Annotated in this window: 10 protein-coding genes and 1 other RNA gene; 7 read left to right on the top strand and 4 right to left on the bottom strand. The window is 27.8% G+C overall.

Translation table 11 applies throughout. The features are described 5' to 3' along the window. Nucleotide 1 precedes the first annotated feature (1 nt). Entirely contained in the window at nucleotides 2–2,620 is a 2,619-nt protein-coding gene (gene secA, locus CRU91_RS07765; protein ID WP_113894661.1) for a preprotein translocase subunit SecA, read from the bottom strand. Between the two features lie 57 nt (nucleotides 2,621–2,677). On the opposite strand from secA, the gene lolA reads away from it, so the two are divergent. From lolA to CRU91_RS07750, 3 genes are all read left to right on the top strand, one after another. Beyond that, entirely contained in the window at nucleotides 2,678–3,205 is a 528-nt protein-coding gene (gene lolA / locus CRU91_RS07760; protein ID WP_113894660.1) for a LolA-like outer membrane lipoprotein chaperone, read from the top strand. A gap of 14 nt (nucleotides 3,206–3,219) precedes the next feature. After that, nucleotides 3,220–3,538, top strand: an RNA gene (rnpB, locus tag CRU91_RS07755) — RNase P RNA component class A. 76 nt (nucleotides 3,539–3,614) lie between these two features. Then, a complete protein-coding gene (locus tag CRU91_RS07750; RefSeq protein ID WP_113894659.1) occupies nucleotides 3,615–6,083 on the top strand; it encodes a methyl-accepting chemotaxis protein in 2,469 nt (822 codons plus the stop codon). 43 nt (nucleotides 6,084–6,126) lie between these two features. Here the strand turns inward: CRU91_RS07750 and CRU91_RS07745 are convergent, their stop codons facing one another. Then, entirely contained in the window at nucleotides 6,127–7,413 is a 1,287-nt protein-coding gene (locus tag CRU91_RS07745) for a zinc-binding metallopeptidase family protein (protein ID WP_113894658.1), read from the bottom strand. A gap of 72 nt (nucleotides 7,414–7,485) precedes the next feature. After that, the gene (gene ccsA, locus CRU91_RS07740; RefSeq protein ID WP_371317912.1) at nucleotides 7,486–10,218 is read right to left on the bottom strand and encodes a cytochrome c biogenesis protein CcsA; all 2,733 of its coding nucleotides are present in this window, start codon (nucleotides 10,216–10,218) and stop codon (nucleotides 7,486–7,488) included. 215 nt (nucleotides 10,219–10,433) lie between these two features. Between ccsA and CRU91_RS07735 the strand changes: the two genes are divergently transcribed. The 4 genes from CRU91_RS07735 to cmoB all read left to right on the top strand — a co-directional run bounded on the left by CRU91_RS07735 (nucleotide 10,434) and on the right by cmoB (nucleotide 23,631). Further along, complete coding sequence (locus CRU91_RS07735; protein ID WP_113894656.1) at nucleotides 10,434–20,135, top strand: Calx-beta domain-containing protein; 9,702 nt, start codon at nucleotides 10,434–10,436, stop codon at nucleotides 20,133–20,135. A gap of 86 nt (nucleotides 20,136–20,221) precedes the next feature. Further along, nucleotides 20,222–20,815 carry a LuxR C-terminal-related transcriptional regulator gene (locus CRU91_RS12515; RefSeq protein ID WP_113894655.1) on the top strand — a complete coding sequence of 198 codons (594 nt, stop codon included), beginning with the start codon at nucleotides 20,222–20,224 and terminating at the stop codon, nucleotides 20,813–20,815. Between the two features lie 116 nt (nucleotides 20,816–20,931). Further along, a complete protein-coding gene (locus tag CRU91_RS07725) occupies nucleotides 20,932–22,686 on the top strand; it encodes a sensor domain-containing diguanylate cyclase (protein WP_113894654.1) in 1,755 nt (584 codons plus the stop codon). A gap of 30 nt (nucleotides 22,687–22,716) precedes the next feature. Next, nucleotides 22,717–23,631 carry a tRNA 5-methoxyuridine(34)/uridine 5-oxyacetic acid(34) synthase CmoB gene (gene cmoB / locus CRU91_RS07720; RefSeq protein WP_113894653.1) on the top strand — a complete coding sequence of 305 codons (915 nt, stop codon included), beginning with the start codon at nucleotides 22,717–22,719 and terminating at the stop codon, nucleotides 23,629–23,631. On the opposite strand, the gene CRU91_RS07715 is transcribed toward cmoB, so the two are convergent. Beyond that, complete coding sequence (locus tag CRU91_RS07715; RefSeq protein WP_113894652.1) at nucleotides 23,632–24,606, bottom strand: GGDEF domain-containing protein; 975 nt, start codon at nucleotides 24,604–24,606, stop codon at nucleotides 23,632–23,634. It lies immediately after the preceding gene. Nucleotides 24,607–24,614 lie beyond the last annotated feature (8 nt).

Below are 24,614 nucleotides of genomic sequence, written 5' to 3'. Positions count from 1 at the left end.
ATTAGTTTCCTGCAACTAAACCTTTTTTAGGTCCACTCTTTCCACAACATTGTTTATATTTCAATCCGCTTCCACAAGGACAAGGTTCATTTCTAGCTATTTTTTTTTCGCTACTTTTTACAGCTTCTTGGGCTAAGTTTGTAGTTATATGTTCATTTGCTTTTTCCATAGATTCTTTCATTCTTTGTAAAGCTTCTTGCTCTTTTTGTCTATCATCTTTACTTTGAAGTTGTACAGCAAATAAAATTTTTATAATCTCTAATTTTATATTTGAGATTAATTCAATAAACATATTATAAGACTCTTTTTTGTATTCAACAAGCGGATCTTTTTGATTGTAACCTCTTAATCCAATACCAGTTTTTAAAGTATCCATAGCATATAAGTGTTCTCTATAAGCATTATCTAAAATTTGAAGATATAAAACTTTTTCTATCTCATTTTTTTGTTTTGAATCAACAGCATTCATCTTATTTTCATAAGTATCTTTTAAAATAGATATAAGTTTTTCTTCTAAATCTTGATAATTCTCACTTTTTATATCGTCAGATTCAATTATAAAGTGTAAATCTTCTTTTAATTTTGCGATTATAAATTCATAGTCAAAATCTTCAGGAGAAGTTGAGTGAGTAATGTTTGCATCCGATAATAAGTTTAGTACATATTCAACTCTATTTTCATCTATTTTTGAAGTAATATCAAAATTTTCACTCAATAAATCATTTCTAAAGTTATAGATCACTTTTCTTTGTTCATTTGCAACATCATCATATTCAAGTAAGTGTTTTCTACTTTCAAAGTGCATAGACTCAACTTTCTTTTGTGCATTTTCAACAGCTCTTGTTACCATTTTTGACTCTATAAATTCACCTTCTTGAATACCAAGTCTTTCCATAATATTTTTTATTCTATCGCTTCCAAAAATTCTTAAAAGATTATCTTCTAAACTTAGATAAAATTGTGATTCTCCAACATCTCCTTGTCTTCCACTTCTTCCTCTTAGCTGATTGTCTATTCTTCTACTTTCATGTCTTTCTGTACCAATGATAGCTAATCCACCTAAAGCTAAAATTTCAGGAGTTAGTTTAATATCAACTCCTCTTCCAGCCATATTTGTAGCAATAGTAACTGCTCCTTTTTGACCAGCATCAGCGATAATTTTACCTTCTTTTTCGTGCTGTTTTGCATTTAATACAGTGTGAGGTATTTTTTTATCAACTAAGATCTTATGAAGTTTTTCACTTTTTTCAATACTTGCAGTCCCCACAAGTACTGGTTGTCCTTTTTCATGATAATCTTTTATTTTTGTGCAAACTGCTTCAAATTTCTCTCTTTCACTTTTATATATTAAATCACTTTTATCAACTCTTTTGATTGGAACATTTGTAGGGATAGATACAACATCAAGCTTATAAATTTGTGCAAATTCTGTTGCTTCTGTTTGAGCAGTTCCTGTCATACCAGCGAGTTTTTTATACATTCTAAAGTAGTTTTGGTAAGTTGTATCAGCTAAAGTTTGACTTTCATCTTGAATAGCAACTTTTTCCTTTGCTTCAAGTGCTTGATGTAAACCTTCACTAAATCTTCTTCCTTCGCTTAATCTTCCAGTGAATTCATCAACAATTATGATTTGTTCTTCTTTTACAACATAATCAACATCTTTTTGGAAAATATAATTTGCCTTTAAAGCTTGATCAAGAGAGTGTGAAAGCATAGCATTTTCAATAGAGTATAGGTTATCAACTCCAAAAAGTTCTTCAGCTTTTATATGTCCTTGTTCAGTTAAACTTACAGTTCTATTTTTTTCATCAACTACAAAATCTCCAGTAGTTGTAGGTTTTTCTGCAGCACTTTTTGGTTCTATCAGTTCACCTTTTTGTAGTTTTAATGCTATTTCATTTGCTTTTACATAGTTTGAATTTTTATGATTTGTTGGTCCAGAAATGATTAAAGGAGTTCTAGCTTCATCAATTAAAATAGAATCTACTTCATCAACTATTACAAAGTTATGACCTCTTTGAACTTTATCTTTTATATCGTAAACCATATTGTCTCTTAAAAAATCAAATCCTAAAGAGCTATTTGTAGCATAAGTAATATCGCAATTGTATTGATTTCTTCTCTCTACATCATCTTTTATACCATCTGTTAAAGCACCAACACTAAAACCTAAAAATTCATAAAGTGGTTTTAATTCATTTGCATCACGACTTGCCAAATAGTCATTTACTGTTACAACATGTACACCTTTTCCACTTAAAGCATTTAAACATACAGCTATACTTCCAACTAGAGTTTTTCCTTCTCCTGTTTTCATTTCTGCTATTCTTCCCTCATTTAAAACCATAGCACCGATTAATTGAACATCATAAGGTCGCATACCTAAAACTCTTTTACTAGCCTCTCTAGTTATTGCAAAAGCTTCTTTTAAAACATCATCTAATGATTTTTCTTCATTTTGTATAATTTGTTTTAATTTATTAAATTCATTTTTAAGTTCTTCATCACTTAAATTTTCATAATTTTTTTCTAATGCAGTTATCTCACTTGCTCGTTTTCTATATTTTTTTACAACTCTATCATTTTTTGTACCAAAAACTTTTGAAAAAACATTTAACATAAAATTAGTTCCTTTTCGTTATAATGAGAAAGATTATATAAAAAAAAAGGTTAAAAAATGTTTTATAAATATATATTTGCTACGGTTGTGCTATCAATTTTTGCTTTTGCAGCAAGTGATATTAAAAATCTAAAAACTTTTCAAGCACAATTCACTCAAACTATAACATCAAATTCAAGTGATGTGATACTCTATAAAGGACAAGTTTTTATAAAAAGTAGTGGAAAGATTTTGTGGAAATATAAAACACCAGTTGAAAAAAATGTATATATAGATAATAATTCAGCAATAGTCGATGAACCTGAACTTGAACAAGCCATTTTTACAAAACTTGAAAATGAGATAAATATTATACAACTTTTGAAAGATGCTAAAAAAATAGATAACAATAAATATTCTTCGAAAATAGATAGCGTTCAATATCTGATTTTTACAAAAAATAATAAAATAGAAAAAATTAGTTATGAAGATAATTTAGAAAATAGTGTAGAAATAAATTTTTCAAATATTATCCAAGATGAAGACATATCAGACTCTATTTTTATATTCTCAATCCCTAGCAATTATGATTTAATAAGAAAATAGATACAATTTCAGTAAAGGTAGATTAGACGATAGCTTGGTTTCAAGAGGAAAGTCCGTGCTACAGTGAAGCAAGGTTCCATCTAACGGATGGCTAGAGTAATCTAAGGGATAGTGCAACAGAAAGTAAACAGCCAGTTTTGGTGATGGTGAAACGGTAGAGTAAGAGCCTACCAGCAAATTGAGTAATCTTTTTGGCTATGTAAACCCAACTTGTAGCAAGAAGACATGGTATAAGCTTCACATTTTTTTCGTCTTCGCAAGAGTACTAAAGTAATTTAATACCTAGATAAATTATTGTCAAATACAGAACACGGCTTATAATCTACCTTTTATTCTAACTTAAACCAAGACTTAATAAATCTTTTAGTAAAATTATTATTACCCAAACATTAATACATTAGGAGTATATATGAAAAACTTATCTATAAGATTTAAGCTTTTAGCAATTGTAATTATTACAATTATATTAGTGTCTACTATAATAGCTACAAAATCTATCTATGAAGTTAATAATTTAACTGCTCAAAATATTGAAGAATATAAAAATAGAGCATTAAATTCAGGTATAGATGAGATGAAAAACTATACTGCATTTGCATTAAATATTGCAAAAGATGCTTATGAAAAAGCAAAAATAGAAAATGTAAAAGAGAGAAAAGGGGCTTATTTAAAATCTCAAACTGATTTTCTATTTGCAATGATTACAGAAATATATGAGAAGCAAAAAAATCATCTTTCTGAAGCTGAACTAAAAAAATTGATTTTAGATGCTATTGGTTCTGTACGATATGGTGAAGAAAATGATTATTTTTTTGTATATGATAAAAATTCTACTATTTTAAAGCTTCCTTTAACACCTGAAAGAGAAGGAACTAAAAATAATGGAAAACATATTTTAGAATTTATTAGAACTGCTTTTGAAAAAGGGGAAGGATTTGTACCTTATGATCAAGTAATCCCTGGAAAACAACCACGTGCAAAATTGTCTAATGTTAGACTGTTTGCTCCGTATGGTTGGGTTGTTGGAACAGGTGTTTATATAGACAATGAAGAACAAGCGTTAAAGAAAAAAGCTTTAGAAGATATTTCTAAAATTAGATTTGGAGAAGATGGTTATTTCTTTGTATATAACTATGATGGTACAAATATAATGCATCCAATAAATCCTGCTTTAGTTGGTAAAAATCTAATAGATAATAAAAGTCAAAAAGGTATTTATTATATAAAAGATTTAATAGAAGTTGCTAAAAAGGGTGGAGGAACAGTTATATTTGATTTCACAAAAACTAAAGATGATCCAAAATTATATGATAAAATTGGATACGCAGATGGTTTACAAGAGTGGCAATGGATGATTGGAACAGGTATTTATACTGATAATATTGATAAAAATGTAGCAATTATGCAAGAACATTCAAATCAAAAAATTGCTTCAATTATTTTTGGAATTGTAATTATTGCTGCTATTGTTTCTATTGTTTTAATAGCACTTATATCATTTCTTATTACAAAAAATATTATTTCTCCATTAGAAAAATTTGAAAATGGTCTTTTAGGGTTCTTTAAATATTTAAATAAAGAAAATAAAGATGTTCAATCAATAGATATAATAGCCGAAGATGAAATAGGTGTTATGGCAAAAGTCGTTAATGAAAATATTATCAAAACAAGTAGATTATTGAAAGAAGATGATGATTTAATTAAAAATGTTAAAGAAGTTATTAACGAAATAAACAAAGGAAATTTAAGAAATAGAATAGAAAAAACTACTGGAAATGAGAGTTTAGAAGAACTGAAAAATATTCTAAACGAGATGTTAGAACTTATATCTAAAAAAGTAAATAATGACTTAGTGGTAATTGATGAAGTTTTAAAAAAATATGAAAAAATGGATTTTAGAGCTAGAATTGAAAATCCAGTTGGAGAAGTAGCAAAAGAGATAAATGAGTTAGCGGAAACTATAAATCATCTTCTTTTAGAAAATAAAGTGAATGGACTTACACTTGAAGAGAGTTCAAAAATTCTTCTATCTAATGTAAATAACTTAAATATAAGTTCAAATGAAGCAGCAGCATCTTTGGAAGAAACAGCAGCAGCACTTGAAGAGATAACTTCAAATATAAGAAATACAACACAAAATATTGCAAAGATGTCAAATCTTTCAAATGAAGTAACAAATTCTTCAAAAATTGGTGAAGAATTGGCAAATAAAACAACAATAGCAATGGATGAAATAAATACACAAGTAAATCTTGTAAATGATGCAATAAGTGTAATAGATAATATAGCATTCCAAACAAATATATTATCTTTAAATGCAGCAGTGGAAGCAGCAACGGCAGGTGAAGCAGGAAAAGGGTTTGCAGTTGTAGCTCAAGAAGTAAGAAACCTTGCAAGTAGAAGCGCAGAAGCAGCTAAAGAGATAAAAGATATAGTTGAACTTGCAACATTAAAAGCAAATGAAGGTAAAAATATAGCAACGACTATGATTGAAGGTTATAAAGGATTAAATGATTCAATAACTCAAACAACAACTTTAATATCAGATATAGAGATGTCAAGTAAAGAGCAGTTAGTTGGAATAGAACAAATAAATGATGCAGTTAATCAACTTGACCGTCAAACACAACAAAATGCTATGATTGCTTCACAAACACATGATATCTCTATGGTTACAGATAATATAGCAAAAGAGATAGTAAATGAGGCAAATTCAAAAGATTTTATAGGGAAAGATAGTGCTAAAGCAAAAGAGTTTGAAACAAAAACTATGGTTTTGAATAATAGCCAAGTTCCCAAAAAAACAAGAACTGATAAAAATAAAAAAGATATACAAAAAGAGATATCACCTGATGATAACGAATGGGAAAGCTTCTAAATTAAATATACTTAAGAACTAGGATTTATTCCTAGTTCTCAAACTATACACTAGCAGAGATTTTTTTAACTACTTCATAAACATTTTCAATAGATTTTTTATATACAAACTCTTTTTTTGAGTGAGGAAATTTTATAGTTGGACCAATAGATGCAATTTTAAGATTTGGTAGCTTATCTTTGAAAATAGCACACTCTAAACCAGCATGGATTGCTCTTAAAGAAGAGTTTTTATTAAATGTTTGATAAATATCTAAAACTTTTTTTGTAAAGTCATTTATATCTGGCTTCCAAGCTGGATATTTTCCAAAAGTTTCTACACTAAATGCAAGATTTTCAAGTTCTTCTTTTGTTCTATTTTTTAGATTATCTAAGTTTTCATTTGACATTGATCTAGCACTTATTTCAATAGTAATCTCATCTATTGAAGTATTTATAATAGCTAAATTTATAGAGTCTTGAACTACATTTAGTTCATTATTAAACTCTCTAACTCCATTTGAAAAGTTATAAATAAAATCAATTACTCTATCATCATAGATATTAAGATGTTCACTTTTTGTATCTATTTCTATAATATTCATATTTTGATGTGTTTTTTGTGGAATATTTTTTGAAGCAATAATTGCTTTTGCATTTGCAGGAATAGAGTTTATTCTCTCCCCACCATTTATATCAAGAAGTTTTCCTTCACACCCTTTTATACTTTGTACAAGAAGTTTTATAGCATTTGGTATATTTTTATCTATATCAACTCCACTATGACCACCTTGAAGATTGAAAATACTTATTTCATAAAGTTTAAGATTTTCGCTATTTGGAACAATTTTTTTATTTGAATTCTTAGCAATAATATCAACTCCACCAGCACAACCTATGCAAATTTCAGCTTCTTCTTCACTATCAAGATTTAGCATATATTGTGCATTTATAGGTAAATTTAAACTATTTGCACCTATTAGCCCTATCTCTTCATCACTTGTAAATAAAAACTCTCCATCAAAGTTTTCAGACATTAAAGATATCATATAAGAACAACCAATTCCATTATCTGCTCCTAAAGTGGAGTCTGCTGCTTTCAAAATATCATTTTCTTCAACTATTTGTGGAACACAATTTTCTTTTAAACAAACAATATCATAGTGAGATTGAAAAACTATTTTAGCTTTTGAGTTTAGTTTTTTGCATAAAATATTTTTTTCTTCATCAACTAAGCAAATATAATCAAACTCTTTTGCTAACTTTTGAATATATTTTATAAATGGCTGATGAGTTCCTGAACATCTAGGAATACTAGTAATTTCTTTAAATATATCTATTATTTTTGACATATTTTTCCTTTTTTATATGGTATAAAATAAAAAAGGGCAATTAAGCCCTTTTTATTTTTGATTTATTAACTTTTATTCTATACTTTTTAAGCTTCTATTCTTATAAGCTAAAATTATAGCTAAAAATGCTGTTATAACTGTCACATAAGCCCAAGTTGGAATAGGTACAGGATCTCCTGTTGCATAAGAGTGCATTCCTGAAAGATAGAAATTTACTCCTAAATATGTCATCATAATTGAACTAAATGCTAAAAGTGATGCAGAAGCCAAAACATAAGGAGTATTTAGAGATTTTACAAATCTTAAGTGAATAACAAATGCATAAACTATGATTGAAACATAAGCCCAAGTCTCTTTTGGATCCCATCCCCAGTATCTTCCCCAAGATTCATTTGCCCAAACTCCACCAAGGAAATTTCCTATTGTTATACAAGCTAAACCAATAATTAAAGAGATTTCATTGATTGCACTAATATGTTTGATAATATCATCTAAGTGAGGTTTGTTTTTTCTAAAAATAAACATAATTAAAGTTAGAAACCCCAATATTGCACTCAATCCAAAGAATCCATAAGAAGCAGTTAAAATAGATACGTGAATAGTTAGCCAGTAAGATTTTAAAACTGGAACTAAAGTTGTAATTTGTGGATCAACATCCGTTAAGTGAGCAGTAAACATAAAAATTCCTGCAATTATAACAGCTGCTCCTAAAGCTAGTAATGATTTTCTAAAGAAGATTACTCCAGCAAAAATAGCTGACCAAGATATATAAACTAATGTTTCGTAAATATCACTCCATGGAGCATGTCCTGATAAATACCATCTGTATCCCATACCAAATGTTTGAATTGCAAATAAAATAGATAGTATTATAAATATTATTTTTGTTGTTTTTTGTACTTTAAATTCTGGTTTAAAAATAATAACAAAAGCTAATACAACCATAATAAAACCTAAAATCATATAAGCAAAAGTTAAATTAAAGAATATATCTATTTTGTTAAAAATTATTTCTGCATTAACTTTTGATTTTGATGGTTTTATATCATCTCCAACTTTATCTTGATATAAAGATATCATATCAATATAGTTATTTGAACTTTCCCAATCTTCTTCAACTAAAGAGTTCATTAATCCACGAATAACAGAGTTTATTGCTGCTTGATTTTGTCCTGTAAACTCTTGCATAGCTTCTATTGGAGAATACCATTTGAAATTATCATCTGGGCTATGTTCATCATAAACTCTAGGAAATATGTTTAATAAAGCACCATTAAAAACTGAATATATGATATTTAATTTTTCTTCAACTTTTATGATATCCTTTTCATAAGTTCCTCTTTCTATTGGCTTTGTTTGAAATGCTTTTTCTGATTCTTGTGTTAATATATATTCACCTTTTTCATTAAATGCTTCTGAAAAAGATATATATTTCTCACTTTCATCAATACCTAAAAATTTTTTTAGCTTTGGAGTTTGTATTTTTATGATTTTTACATCTTTCCATACATCTGGACGCGATAACATTCCTAGAATTATTTGGTTTGCATCCATTCCTAAAAAAGTTGCTCTTCCGCTTAATTTTTGAATTATTTCTCTATTTAAAGTAGCCAATGGTTTCATTCTTCCACCACTACTTTGAACTATTAAATGTCCAAATTTGTCAGCTGTTATAGCAGATTCATCTTTTAGTTTATTTAGATAATCAACAGTGATAGATATTGTTTCTTCTGTACTTTTTTCAATTTTTGGCTCAACGGCATGTAGCGGGATCGCTACGCTAATACAGAGTGCTAATACAAAACTAGCTAGATTTTTATCTCCAACATATTTTATAAGTTTTCTAAATCTTGATTTTTTATCAAAGAAGTTTAAAGCAAGACCCAATGTAAGTAGAAAATATCCAAAATATGTTGGCCATTTACCTGGGTCATTGTTTACAGATAGAACAGTTCCTGTTTCATCAGGGAAATATGAACTTTGAAAGAATAAGAAATTACCTTCACTTAGTGTTCTATTCATAAAAATTCTATAATCATAAGTTTTATCATCTTTTATAACTGTAACTTCACTAGCATAAGATGATGGAGCCATACTTCCAGGATATCTGTCTAATTGGAACTCATTTAATCTTATAGCAAAAGGTAGTTCAATAAATTTTGAGCCATATTCTAAAGTAACACTATATTTATCAAATGTTAGTTCTCTTGGCATTCCCATTTGTCCTCTTTGCCCTGGAACTCTTATTAACTCTTTTTTATCATTTAAACTAACTTCAAGGCTCAATAATCCCATACTAGCTTGTTCTTTTTTTTCAAATTGAAAATTTTTATAATCTAAAACTAAATTATTGTTCTCAAAAGATATTGTATGAGAAAAGTTATTTATTTCAGGAAGAAGTGAAGTAAACTCTTTTTGATACTCTTCATAAGCTACTACTTTTTCACCTTCTTTTACTGTTACTTGAAGATATGGTTCCAATGAGATCATTTGATTTGTTGTAGCACCTTCAGGTATTTGCATAACACCTTCATAGCCTATATATCTAGTAATAATCGCACCTAGTAAAATAACTACAAAAGAGAAGTGAAATAAAAATCTTGGAAGATTTTTCCACATTTTAAATTTATAGATTATTCCTAACAAGTTTACTGTAGTTAAAACCATAATAACTTCATACCAAATACTATTATATACTAAAACTCTAGCTGATGAAGTACCATAGTCATTTTCTATAAATGTTGCAACTCCAGCACCAATACCCAAAATAGCGAATAAAAGTAGGGTGGTTTTAAAAGAAAACATAATATTTTTTAAATTCAAAAAGTATCCTTTATTAGATTTTTACGAGATTCTATAACTAATAGTTTAACTCTTAGTTAATGAAATATTATCTAATAAAATATTAATTATAAAAGGTTTAGAAATTTAAAAACACTAAATAGTACCCGAAGGGGTACTATTTTTAGAAAATAAAATAAGATAATATCTTTAAAAATCTAAATATTAAAAGGATATTTATGGCAACTCAAGCTGGAAAAGTACAATCAATAGAAAATGGAAAGTTTTTAGTAAAAGATCACAATGGAAATATAAAAGAGTTGAAAGTGGGAGATGTAGTTTTTGAAAATGACACGGTATATGGTGATATTTTGAATTCAAACTCTTCTAAAATAGAGATTCTTTTAGATGGAAATGATGTAATTGTTTTAATGCAAGGACAAAAACAACTTATAGATAGTTCTTTGATTGAAACAGCATTTGGAAATGAGGAGCTATTTTTTACAAGAGAATCAATGGAGCAAGTTTTAGACGCTCACAATGAGATTGCTAATGTATGGAGTGATTTAAGAGATGCTGATTTTGATGATGTTATAGATATTACAGAAGAAGAAACAACAGCAGGGGAAGAAGAGGAAGAAGTTACTGAAGGAAGTATAGGTACTTTTGCTTCTAGAAATGGAGATATTGTAGATGTTATAAGTGATTTGAGAAAAAAATCATGGGTAAAAACTCAAACTTATAAAGAGGTAGAAAAAGGTGATGATTATGATAAATTAAACTCAAAACCTTTAGGTAACACAACTCCAATCGTTACAATTCCAATAGATAGACCAACTTCAACTCCAATAGAAAATGTTACTCCACCAATAGTAACACCAATTCCAACTCCAGTTGTACCTGTAATTCCTGAAGAACCACTTCCTTTAGTAACTTTAGGCGTAGATGATGTAACAGTTTATGAAAGTGAAGGTTTCTTGATATTCACAGTGACTATAGATCAACCAACAAGAGAAAATATATCATTTAACTATAAAACTTCACAAAATACAGCAGAAAATGGAAAAGATTATCGTGATGTTGAAGGAAATATAACAATCCCTTCTGGAAGTACAAGTGTACAAATAAAAGTTCCAGTAGTAGATGATTATTTATCTGACAATGGTGAAAATATGAAAATCACTATTTCAAATCCAATAGGAAATGTAGTAGTTTCAAAACCAGAAGGTGTAGGAACGATTTTAGATAATCCACCAGCAAATAATAATCCACTAGATCCAAATAAATCTGATAGTGAAACTGGAACTTATGGAGAAGAAGATACAGTATTTGTAGTAATCACTGGAGACAAAACTGTAAATGAGGGAGATAAAGCTAATTATACAGTTCAAATCATAGATAGAGATGGAAATCCTGTATTTGTAACAAAAGATACAAAAGTAACAGTTGTATATAAAAATATTTCAACATCAAATGATGATACAGAATATAAAGATGGTGAATATATAAAAAAAGATATTATCATCAAAGCTGGAACTTCAAAATCAGAAATTTTTGATGTAGAAACAAAAGATGATTATTTAGCTGATAATGGAGAAAATTTTAAGCTAGAAATAACACAAGTGGAAACAACAAATGAGTTTGAGAATATAGTAATAGGTGATAAAAATGGAAATCAAAAAGATATTACAACAACTATTTTAGATGATAGTAAACCTACAAATTATAATCCAGAAAATCCAAACAATCCAACTCCAAGTTATCCAGATCCAAATAAACCAAATGATGGAAAAATAGAGAAAAATCAAGAACAAGTAATATTAAAAATAGTTGCAGTCGATGAAACTGGAAGCCCAATAATGGATGGAAATAAATATACATTTGTAAATAGTGTAAATGAAGGTTCAAATGCAAAATATATGGTTTTAGCATTTGAACCAAATACAACAGAGTTTACAACACAAACTGTTTTATCTCCTTCACTTCAATCAGGAACAGTGACTATAAAAACTGCTGATGATACAGCACTTACAACTGGCACAAAAGATGATGCAAAACTAGATTATGAATCAACACAAAAAACTGTAACATTGGGGCAAGTGTTTGAAGTAAAAACTTTGGATGATTATATATCTGATAATGGTGAAAAATATAAAGTATCTATAATTGATAGTTCATACACACATCCAAGTACTCCAATATATGAAAATGTAAAAATAGACCCAAATCCAGTAATAACAACTATTTACGATAATAGTAATCCAAATAATGGAACTCCACATAATCCAAATGATCCAACAAATCACAATCAAGAATCAGATAAAGATATTGTTCTTATAAAACTTTTTGCAGCTGATAAAGATGGAAATGTTATAAAAGATACAAATGGAAATTATGTATTAGCAAATAGATTTGCAGAAGGAACAGAGGCTAAATATATAGCATATGCATTTAAGGATGGTGAAACGGTTTTTAATGATAATACAAGATTACAAACTCAAACTGGAACAGTAGATATTGAATTTCATAATGGAACAGCAACAGGAAGTCAAACTGGTGATAATACAGATACAACTGGAAATAAAGATTTTAATAATACTTCTAAATCAAATATTTCACTTGGAGTTACTTTTGGTACAGATATTTTTAAAGATGATATGCCAGAAGGAGAAGAACACTATACAGTTACAATAGATTCAAATTCATATAAAGGTGATTATGAAAGTGTTAAAATAGACCCAAATCCAGTTACAACAACTATATATGATAAAGTAGATACTATATATGCAATTATCGAAGGAGACATAATTGTAAATGAGGGTGACACAGCTTCATATACAGTAAAATTTATAGATAAATATGGAAATGAGGTAGAAGTAGAAGCAGATACAAAAGTAAAAGTTAAATTTAATCATAATAATACAAATCCAACGCAAAATGAGGATACTCAATACAACAATGATGATGAGTTTGAAATTACTATTAAAGCAGGAAAATCAAAGTCAGAGCCATTTACAGTTCAAACAAATGATGATGTATATAAAGATGATGGTGAAAAATATAAACTAACAATTACAGAAATAGAAAATACTCACGGATATACTGCTTCAAATATTGGTGATAAAGATGGAAATAAAAAAGATATCGTTACAGAAATAAAAGATAATACAAACTCAGGAACAGAAACAGATATAGACCCTGTAAAAATCGTACTGGTTGCTTTAGAAAAAGGGCAAACATTAGCAGATATTACAGATACAGATGGAAAATTAATCTATAAAAACACAAATACAACTCCTGAAAGTGGAGAATTATCATATATAGCAGTTGCTGTTGATAGTGAAGATAAAGTATTGGTTCAAAGTGGAAAAGTTACAGTAAATACTGCAAATGGTACAGCAATAGGTGGAACATCTCAAACTCCTCCATTAAATGGAAGTGAGGATTATAAATCTTTGGTAAATCAATCTGTAAATATTGGAGAAGTATTTAAAGTAAAAACAAATGATGACTATGTAAGAGATAATGATGAAACATTTACAGTTAAAATCACAGATCCTATAAACACAAATTATGAATCACCATCTATTGATACTACACAAGATACTGTAACTTCAACTATTACAGATAATCCAGCAACAGTAGAACAACCTGATACAAGTATTGGAGAAGATAATCCAACAACTGGAAGCTATGGAAAAGAAGATACTGTTTATGTAAAAATTACAAAAACACCTTCAACTGTTGAGGGTGGGAATTTAGTTCATACTATAACTTTAGTTGATAAAAATGGAGATCTTGTAACAGTACCAGCTGGACAAACTGTAACTGTAAATTTAACTTATAGTGCAAAGAGTGGAGATTTTACGGAAGATGATTTATCTACAATAGTAAAAAGTGTAACAATAACTGGTGGAAAAAGTTCTGAAAACTTCACAAATATAACAAAAGATGATTTTACTTATGAAGGAGATGAAGTTTATAATGTAACTATCTCAAGTGTTACTCAATCAGGAGCTTTTGAAAATGTTGTTATGGGTGATAAAGATGGTAACTATAAATCAACAACAGGAACTATAAAAGATGGTGTAACTATATATAAAGATGGTGCATATATTGACCCTGAAAATGCAATAGTTGATGAAGATAGATTTGATGTTACAAATCATAATTCAAAAATTAGTAACGAAGATGGAAATGCAAGTGATGGTACAAACACTTATCAAGGACAATATCTAAATATTATTAAACCAAATACAGATAATAATTACTCTTTAATATTTGATGGTAATCCAACAGTTTATAAAGGTGATAAAGATAGTGGAGTAGCATTTAATTATGAAGATAGTAGAGGTACATCTCTTCAATCAGGTGGACAAGTTATACATTATCAAACTATTGGAAATAAAATTATCGGATATGTTGGTTCATATGTAGGAAATAATGAAGTAGCACAAGCAAATAAAGTATTTGAGATAACTTTAAACAAAGATAGTTCATTACAAACAGGAGCTAATCCTAATAAAATAACAAAAGATAACTACACATACACTCAATACAAAAATATTGACCATCCAGTTGCAGGAGCTTCAACAGATTCTATAAATGATGATAATATAACTTTTGAATTTGGATTTAAGATCACAGACCAAGGTTCAACAAGTGATGTTGTGAAGTTTAAAGTAACTGTAAATGATTCTTTGCCAAAAACATCTGGTTGGACAGAAGAAGTAAATGAAGATGAAAGTGTAAAAATAGTGATTTCTCCTGAGTCATTTGCTGGTGGTTATATTGAAATAGCAAATGGAACAATAAATGGTGGTGAACTAGTATATTATAAATTAGGAAAAACTACTAGTGGAGATATAGTAACTAATGTAGATATTTTTGACCCAAATAATTTAAATAAAAAAGTAGGAGAACTTACAACTGAAGGAGATGGAACAGTATTATTTACTCCATCGATTGATTATAGTAACTATGATTATACGAAAAACCCAAGCTTTAGTTATAAAGTTAGCGATTTTGATGGAGATACAGCCGGTGCAAAAGTAGAAATCAAAGTTAAACCAGTAGCTGATGCTCCAACAATTACATTTGATACAACAAAAGGAACTATGAGTGGTAATACATTTTTAGTAACTACAAAAGAGGACAATGAAAATAATAATGAGGGTTCTCATAAAGTAGATTTAGGATTAAAAGTTCCAGCTTTATCAAAAGATCAAACGGATTTAGATAGTGGAAAAGGAGATAATCCTGAAAGAAATGGAGAAATTACTCTTACATTTACAAATGGGGATAAATTAACTGGTGCAAAAATATTTAATGGTAGTAGTGAAGTTGCAAATATCACAACTGCAAATCAAGAGATAAAAGTTGTGATAGTAAAAACATCTGGACAAGAAAATATAGATACAACTTATCATCATAGTGGAACTTTACCTGCTAAAGGCGGTAATGTTTTATATCTTACAAAATCAGAGTATGAAAGTTTAAAAATCCAACATGCAGAAGATAATGATACAGATATAAAAATCACTATAAAAGTAACATCTTATGAAGTTGATGATAGTGGAATACCATTAGATAAAACAACTTATGGAAATCAAGTAGAAAAAGAAACAACAGCAGATATGATTGTAAAAATAAATCCAGTAACAGATGATATTAATTTAATCTTTGATACAGCAACTGGTGGAACAATTTCACAAACAACTAGAGAAAATGATACTTTCACATTTACAGATAAAATAAAAGAGGGTTCAGGAGAGATAAACCTAAAATCTATTCTTTCAAATACAAGTGGTGGTATTGGAGCTACTCCTGATTTAGATGGAAGTGAAAAACGAACATATACTATAAGTGGAATTCCAGAGGGAACTATTGTAAAAATAGGAGATACAGAAGCAGTTACAGACAAAGATGGAAAAGCTACACTTACATTTAAAGATGCCCAAAATAAACTATTAGACCCAGAATTTACTATGAAATTCCCAGAGCATTTTGGTGGAGGAGTAAAAGCTACAATTACACTTAGTGTATATGATAAAGGTGTAGATAGTACAGATATAGCAGGGGCTGTAAAAACTCAAATAGTTTATCTAAACTTAGATGTAGAACCAGTTGCAACGGAAACAACTGCTGATTTAAATACTTTCCAAGTAGCACAAGCTATAGGATATGAAGATGCAGGAAGAAGCAATGGAAATAGTGCTACTCCAAATAGTAGTATAGACCAACCACAAAATGGAATACCTTTAAATATTAAAGTTTCTTCAACTGATACAGATGGAAGTGAAAAAGCAAATGTAAAAATAGAAAATATTCCTACAGGAGCAGTTATATATTATGATGGTGCAGTTGTTACTCAATCTCCAGCTGGTACAATAATAATAAATGAATTTGATAATGCTAAATCATTAGTATTTATTCCACCATTTAATGATGATAGTGATTATAAACTAAAAGTATCTGTACAGTTTGTTGATACAGTAACTTATAATGATAATAGCACAGAAACAAAAACAAGTGAATGGAGTGGTACAAAAGATATAGATGTTATTGTAAAAAATGTTGCAGATGCACCAATTGGAACAGATATAGCTGGTACATTAGTAGGTGGTAAAACAAACGAATATACACTTACAACAAATGCAACAGAAGATACTCCACTTAATTTAAAATCTATTTATACAGATTCAACAAAACTTGCTTCTTCTGATAATAGTGAAGAATTAACAGTAAGAATCAAGTTTGCAGATGGTTCAGGAGTTGTATTGGATGAAAATGGTAATCCATACAAAATAGATGATGGCGAATATGTTGTAAAAGTTAGTGATATACAAAATGATAAAGTAAATATTAAATTCCCTCATAATTTTAGTGGAAATACGAGTTTTGATTTGACTTATGTAACTACTGAAAAAGCAGGAGAAAATGATAGTAAAACTTGGCATACTGATAAAATAAATATTTTTGTAAAACAAGAAGTAGATGGAAAATTACAAACTCAATCAACAGCAACAGAAGATATTGGAGACAACTATATAGCTGGAATAGACTCTCATACTGGTAAAAGCTTCTATAAACTAGATTTAGGAGTTATAGACAATGATGGTGATAACGATGAATATATAGATAGTGTTACTTTTACAGTTCCAACTAGCGGTTATGAGCTTTATATTGTAGATGGTACAACTTATACTAAAATAGATAGTTCAAACAACACTATCGCAAAAGAAAATTTAGGCAAAGTATATGTAAAAGTAAGTGAACACTTTAGTGGAGATGTAAATATAGGTATTTATAAGTATGTGATAAAAGATAAAACAAATAATACTTTAGATGAAATCACAAAAGAAGTAACAAATGAAAACATACATACTTTAACTATTAATCCAGTTACAGATAAGCCAACTATAGGTGTAAATAGTACGACTACTACAACTTCTGATAAAGTTAGTGTAAGTAATGAAAATAAAACAATCACAGTTTCTGACAATGGTGCAGAATTTACAGTAAACGTAAACACAACAAGTGATGATAAAGATAACAGCGAAATAGTTCAGAGAATTGAAATAACTGGTGTTCCAAAAGGTGTTGAAGTTGTTGGTGCTAAATTTGAAGGTTATAAAAATGGTTCTGGAGTTTGGATTATAACTCCAAGTGGAGATGATTCTACAAAAATTGATGATAATGGTGCATTTTCAGATATTAAATTTATAGTTCACAATGGTGCTGATTTTAATAATAGAACTGTAACTATCAAAACATTTACAAAAGATGGAACAGCTAGTGAAGAAAATGCTTTTGTAAATATTACTTTAAATGACTCAAGAGCCTATAAAGATGGAAATGGAACTGATGTTTTACCAGACTTTACTTTAACTCCAAAAGAAACTGCTATTAGTGAAGATATGGAAAATTTAAAAGTTGGTGATTTATTTACTGTTACAGATGCTACAAACACTAATATTACACAAGATTATTCTTGGGCAGTAACATTTACAGATATTCCAGCTGGTTCAGAAGTAAAAGGTTTAGATGGTAGAAGTGTTTATAGTTATGTAGAAGGTGAAAAAACTTATTATGTAGTTTCTGGTGGACCAAATGGAACTTCTGGTGATATTCAAACTGAATTAAATAAAGTTCAAATTATTTTGCCAAAAGATAAAAACTCTCAACAAGTGGGTGATTTGAAAGAGAGTTTTAGCATTACAGGAACTATCTCAACTACAAAAGATGGAACTTCATATCAGAGTCCTGAGTCTAAGATAGAAAATAGAGATATTATTCCTGTTACAGATAAGATGACAATTTCTATAACTGCTAGTGATATAGATGAAGATGGAAAGACTAATGTTAGTATAAATCTATCCAATCCAAGTGATGCTACAAAAACAATACTAGGTAATACTATAACTATAACTGTAACAGAAAATTGGAACGATAAATCACAAACAAGTGGAACCGTTGGTGGAGAGTTAACAGGAACAGGAGTTGTAAAAGGAACTCCATCGATAGTTGGAGATAAAGTTACAACTACATATACTATTACTAAAGATAATGGAAACTTTGAATTAGATAGTGAAGGTAAATTGCTAATTAATGGACTTGAATATATTCCTGCAACAAATAGAGATGGAAATGTAAAATTTGAAGTAAGTGTACAAAATAAAGAGGGAAGTTCTATAACTTTAAACTCAAAAGGTGAAACAACTATAAATGTAAATCCAGTAATAGATATGGTGTTAAATTCTACAACTGTAATTGCAACTGGTATTGAAGATAAAAAGATAGATGGAATAAATTTAGGTAATCCAGTAAAACTTGAAATAAAATCAGAAGCTTTTGTAGATCAATCTGAAAAATTTGGGAGTATTATATTAGATGAAGTACCAAATGGATTTACAGTTTGGTATAAAAATGATAGCGGAACTTTGGTAATGGCTACAAATATTGGAAAATCTGGTAATGGAACTTTTGATCTAACTCCAAATGTTAGTGGAGATACATCAACTCATAGAAATAAATGGTTAATTCCAGTAGTAGGAAATAGTGGAGCAATGCCAGAAATTTATATAAATGCACCAGAAAATTGGGCTGGAGATTTTGATTTTAAAGCACAATTTACTTTAAAAGAGCAAAATTTAACTACAACAGAAAAAATAGTAGTAGATATAACTGGAAAAATAATACCAGTCGCAGATGGTGTAACTATTGATCCAACACTTACATTTGGAAAAGCATTTGAGTGGGTTGATTTGAAACTAAATGCAAATATGAAAGATGTAGATGGTAGTGAAACTATGAGTTTGGAGCTAAGTGGACTTAGTGCTGGAGCTATGTTCAAGATTGGAAATGATGTTTTAACATCATCTGCTGTTTGGGATGATAGTTCTAGTAAATGGACTATATCAGGTATCAAATATGATGAGATAAATAAAATTGAGTTTATGAATGATAAAACTGTTGATAGTGTAAGTGTAAAAGCTTGGACTCAAGAGATAGATAAAGATGGAAAGTCTTTTGAAACTGATATTTTATCTGATATGACAGCCGAAAAAACTTTTAAAGCTGACTTAAAAGATGTTGGTGGAATTTTATCTTTGGAAGAAAAAGTAAATCTTGATTTTTCTAATCTTAGTACAGATTCATTAAAAGGTATTAATACTATTGATTTAAGTATCACTGGTGAAAATAAACTTGAAAATTTAAAATTAGATGATATATTAAAAATGACAAATGATAAAGGTGAATTAACTATAAAAGGTGATGGATCTGATATTGTTAGTTTTAAAGATGAAGCTAATAAAACTTGGTCAAAAAATGGAACTGAAACTATAGATAGTAAAACATTTGACATTTACTCAAATAGTGGGAATTCTGATGTTAAAGTAAAAGTAGAACAGAGTATTCAAGAACAAATAATTTTATAAAAAGGGATTAACCCTTTTTATGTCTTTTTTAATTATTTTTTAGATAATATTTTAAGTTATAAATATAGGATATAGTTGGAAATAGTATGAAAATCAAACTTTTTAGTAGTGATATTGCACTTATTACAAGATGGGAAAAACTCTTAGAAGATTATGAATTTTCTATTTTAAATAGTGAAGAAGAACTTTTATATATAGAAAATTCAATTGTAGTTTTAAGTAGTTGCATAAAAATCAGTAATAAAATACAAAAAATTAAAAAATTAAAATCTAACAATAATAAAATTATTATTTTAGAAAGAGAACCAAATATATTAAATGCTAAAAGGTATTTTGATTTAGGTATAGATGGATATGGAAATTCTTTGATGAGTTCATCATTTTTTAAATCTGCTATAGAATCTGTAGAAAATAATTATATTTGGGTTTTACCAAACATAACTCAAAGTTTGATAAGAGATATTGCACAAATTAAATATTCAAAAATTGATGATAATGTATTAAATAAGCTTACAATATCTGAAAAAAAAGTAGCTGAATTTTTAAAAGTAGGGTATAAAAACCAAGAAATAGGAGATGAATTAAGTATCTCTATTAATACAGTTAAAAAACATATTAAAAATATTTACAATAAATTAGATGTACATGATAGGATATCATTTACAAAACTGTTTATATAAGAAACGAATTTTAAGATTTTTATAAATTTAAATAAATCTTTAGCATATTTAATTAAATAATTCTGTTAGTTTAGCTATATTAACTGCTTTTAAGTTAATTAGTCAAGGATAACTATATGAATTTTTTTAATAGGGAAAAATCTCTAAAAACAACAGTTCTATCTCTTTTTGGATTTGTAATATTTTTAATAATAGTTATTTTTGGAATACAACTACTCTATATAGATAATCAACTAGCAAAAAAAAGTATAAATACAAAGCTTAATAGCCTATCTTATAATGTTGAATCTTCAATAAAAAGTGTAGAGCATATAAATTTCAGCACAATTGAAATGTTAAGTCTTATAAATAAAAAATATAAAAATGAACAAGATGAAAACTTTAAAGCTTATATAGAGATTTTAAAATTACAAAAAAACTTTTATGCAGTATATACTGGATATGAAGATGGAAGCTTTTATGAAATCATAAGTCTTGATATAGATGAAAATTTAAGAAAACTTTATAATGCAAAAGAAACAGATAAATGGTTGCTTATAAAAATTGATGGTGAAAATATAGCAAAAAGAGAACTTCTTTTATATGATGAAAATTTAAATGAAACATCAAAAAAGGTTGAATTAGATAATAGTTATAATCCTACAAAACGACCTTGGTATAAACTAGCCTTAGAAAATAGAGGAAAGTCTATAAAAACACCTCCTTACAAGTACTCACATATAGACACTTATGGTATGACATACTCAAGAGAATTAGATGATACTAAAAATGTTGTTTCTATTGATTTTTTAATGGAAGACTTTAAAAATATATTTATAGATAATATTGATCAAGATAGTATGGATTTGTTTTTATTTAGAAATAGTGATAAACAATCTATATCTTCTATCACAAAAGATGATAGTTTACTTGAAGAATTTTTTAAATCTTATGAAAATATTTTATATTTTAAAGAGATAAAAATAGTTGAGATAAAAAATAAAAGTTATATTGTACAAATTGCACCTATAAAAAATAGTAGTCAAGATGAATATATTATTTTATTTGCTGATTATAAAAAGATTATTCAACCATATCATATTCAAACTCTAAAACTTATGATGACTTTGGTAATAATTGGATTATTGATTATACCAGTGATATTATATTTTTCAAAAATGATTGTTAAACCAATCATCCAATTGGTAAAAGAGAGTATAAAAATTAAAAATAGAAAATATGATTCTATTTCTAAAGTAGATAGTTCTATTGTAGAGGTTTCTATTTTGTCAAACTCTTTTTTATGTATGGCAAAATCTATTTATGAGTATCAAGACTCATTGGAACAAAAAGTTGAGGATAGAACAAGAGAATTATCTTTGAAAAATGAAGAACTTTTCAAACTATCAATTACAGATAAATTGACTGGATTGTATAATCGAGTTAAGCTAGACAAAGTTTTACAAGAAAATATGGATAGATTTTTAAGATATAACACTATATTTTCTGTAATTATTATGGATATAGATTTTTTTAAAAATATAAATGATAATTTTGGGCATCAAGTAGGTGATGATGTCTTAAAAGAGAGTGCAGAAATTTTAAAAAACAATATAAGAAATGTTGATATACTTGGAAGATGGGGTGGAGAAGAGTTTTTAATTATTTGTCCAGAAACACCTTTAAGTGGTGCTAAAGAACTTGCATTAAAACTTAATAAAGTTATAAAAGAGTATTCATTTAGAACTTATCCAAATATTGTAACTATGAGTATAGGTTGTTCTTCATATAAGCAAGGAATTTTAACTTATAACGAGATAATTTCAAATGCAGATAAAGCACTATATGTAGCAAAAGAAAGTGGAAGAGATAGAGTTGAAATTTTTGAATAAATTTAAGCTAAACTACTTATAATTGCACTTATGAATTTAGAAAAACTTAAAAAGAAAAAAGACGATTGTAGAAATTGGAAGAATGTTGAACCTTGGTTTCTACAATTACAAGAATCGTGTAAAATAGAAAAATTAAATCTAAAAATAGATTATGGTGATTGGTTTAGCATAGGAAATAGAACAGATTTAAGCCAAGAAGAGTATGAAATTATTTTAAAAACCGCTCAAAAACTTATTCCTTGGAGAAAAGGCCCTTTTAAAATCTTTGATTTAGAAATTGATAGTGAATGGCAAAGTAATATAAAATATAATCTAATACGTCCATATTTTAATTTAAAAGATAAGATTGTTGCAGATATTGGCTGTAACAACGGATATTATATGTTTAGAATGCTAGAAGATGGTCCCAAAAGATTAGTTGGATTTGATCCAAGTCCACTTACTTTACATCAATTTGAATTTATAAATCATTTTGTAAAATCACCTATTGTTTATGAGATGCTTGGAGTTGAGCATTTGGAATATTATAATCATAAATTTGATTTTATTTTTATGCTTGGAGTTTTATATCATAGAGCTGATCCTGTTGGAACTTTAAAATCATTAGCACGAGGCTTGAATAGTAAAGGTGAAATAATAATTGATACTTTTATGATAGATGGAAAAGAAGAACTTTGTTTAACACCAAATAAAAGATATTCTAAAATACCAAATATTTATTTTATTCCTACAATTCCTGCACTTAAAAATTGGCTAGAACGAGCTGGATTTGGAAATATAGAAATACTAGCTACAACAATTACAACTTCTCAAGAACAAAGAAAAACAATTTGGTCTTTTGATGAAAGCTTAGAAGATTTTTTAGACCCAAATGATGATAGTAAAACAGTTGAAGGTTATCCTGCACCTAAAAGAGTATATGTAAAAGCTAGAAAAATTTTATAGTCAAAAAAGTTCAATACTCTCAATTGTAGAGATTTGAGAGTATTTAAAAAATTGTCCTCTACCTTTGTTTTTTGCTTCATATAAAGCAATATCTGCATTTTTTATTGCATCGTTTATTGATTTATTTGAATCAAGTTCAAATCTTTCAAAACCTATACTTACACTTTTTTTCAAAGTTTGTCCACTTTTTTCATCTACAATAACTTCAATTTCAGAGAAATCAGAGATTATCTTTTTTGCTATTTCACAAGCTTGATGCTCATCTTCATTACTTAAAATTGAAACTAAAAAAGTATCAGATTCTAATCTTCCAACTAAATCAAACTCATTTATATTTGAGTGTATAACTCTTGCAAGTTGAACTAATACTTTATCAGATACTTCATAATCAAATTCATCAATAACAGATTTAAATCTATCAATTCCTATCATTAATAAATAAATTTTATCTTGTTTATTATTTGATAATTTTAAATAAGATGATAAATTATCAATAATATAATGTCTAGTTAAAACATTAGTAACTGAGTCTAAAGAAGCTGATTCTATAAAATTTTTCTTTAAAATAGAGTTTTGAACTATAGTAGATATAATAAAAAATGCAGAATCAATAGTATTGTAATTTTCTTCTAAAAAATTGGAATGCTCAATTGAAGATGCACAAAAAGATATTGTAGCATTCATATTCGTATGTGTATTTACTATAAAAAAATGTGATAAATCATCATCTAAAAAAAACTCTTTTCCTCTTGATAAAATATTTGTTTTATCATTGTTATTTATATCAAATAAAGAAAATACTATATTTTTTACATTAAATTCTCGTTCTAACCAATCAAAAATATCAATAGCTAATTGATTTATGTTTGAAGAATATTGCAATTGTTCATATAATTTAAAAATACTTTCTATTGCTTCAAAAGCTTTTTGATCTTTTGCTGACTGCTTTACCAAATATAAAATACTATTTTTCATAAATCTAC

The organism is Aliarcobacter vitoriensis (assembly GCF_003316695.1).
In the GTDB taxonomy this organism is placed as follows: domain Bacteria; phylum Campylobacterota; class Campylobacteria; order Campylobacterales; family Arcobacteraceae; genus Aliarcobacter; species Aliarcobacter vitoriensis.
This window is presented reverse-complemented; position numbering and strand designations above follow the sequence as displayed.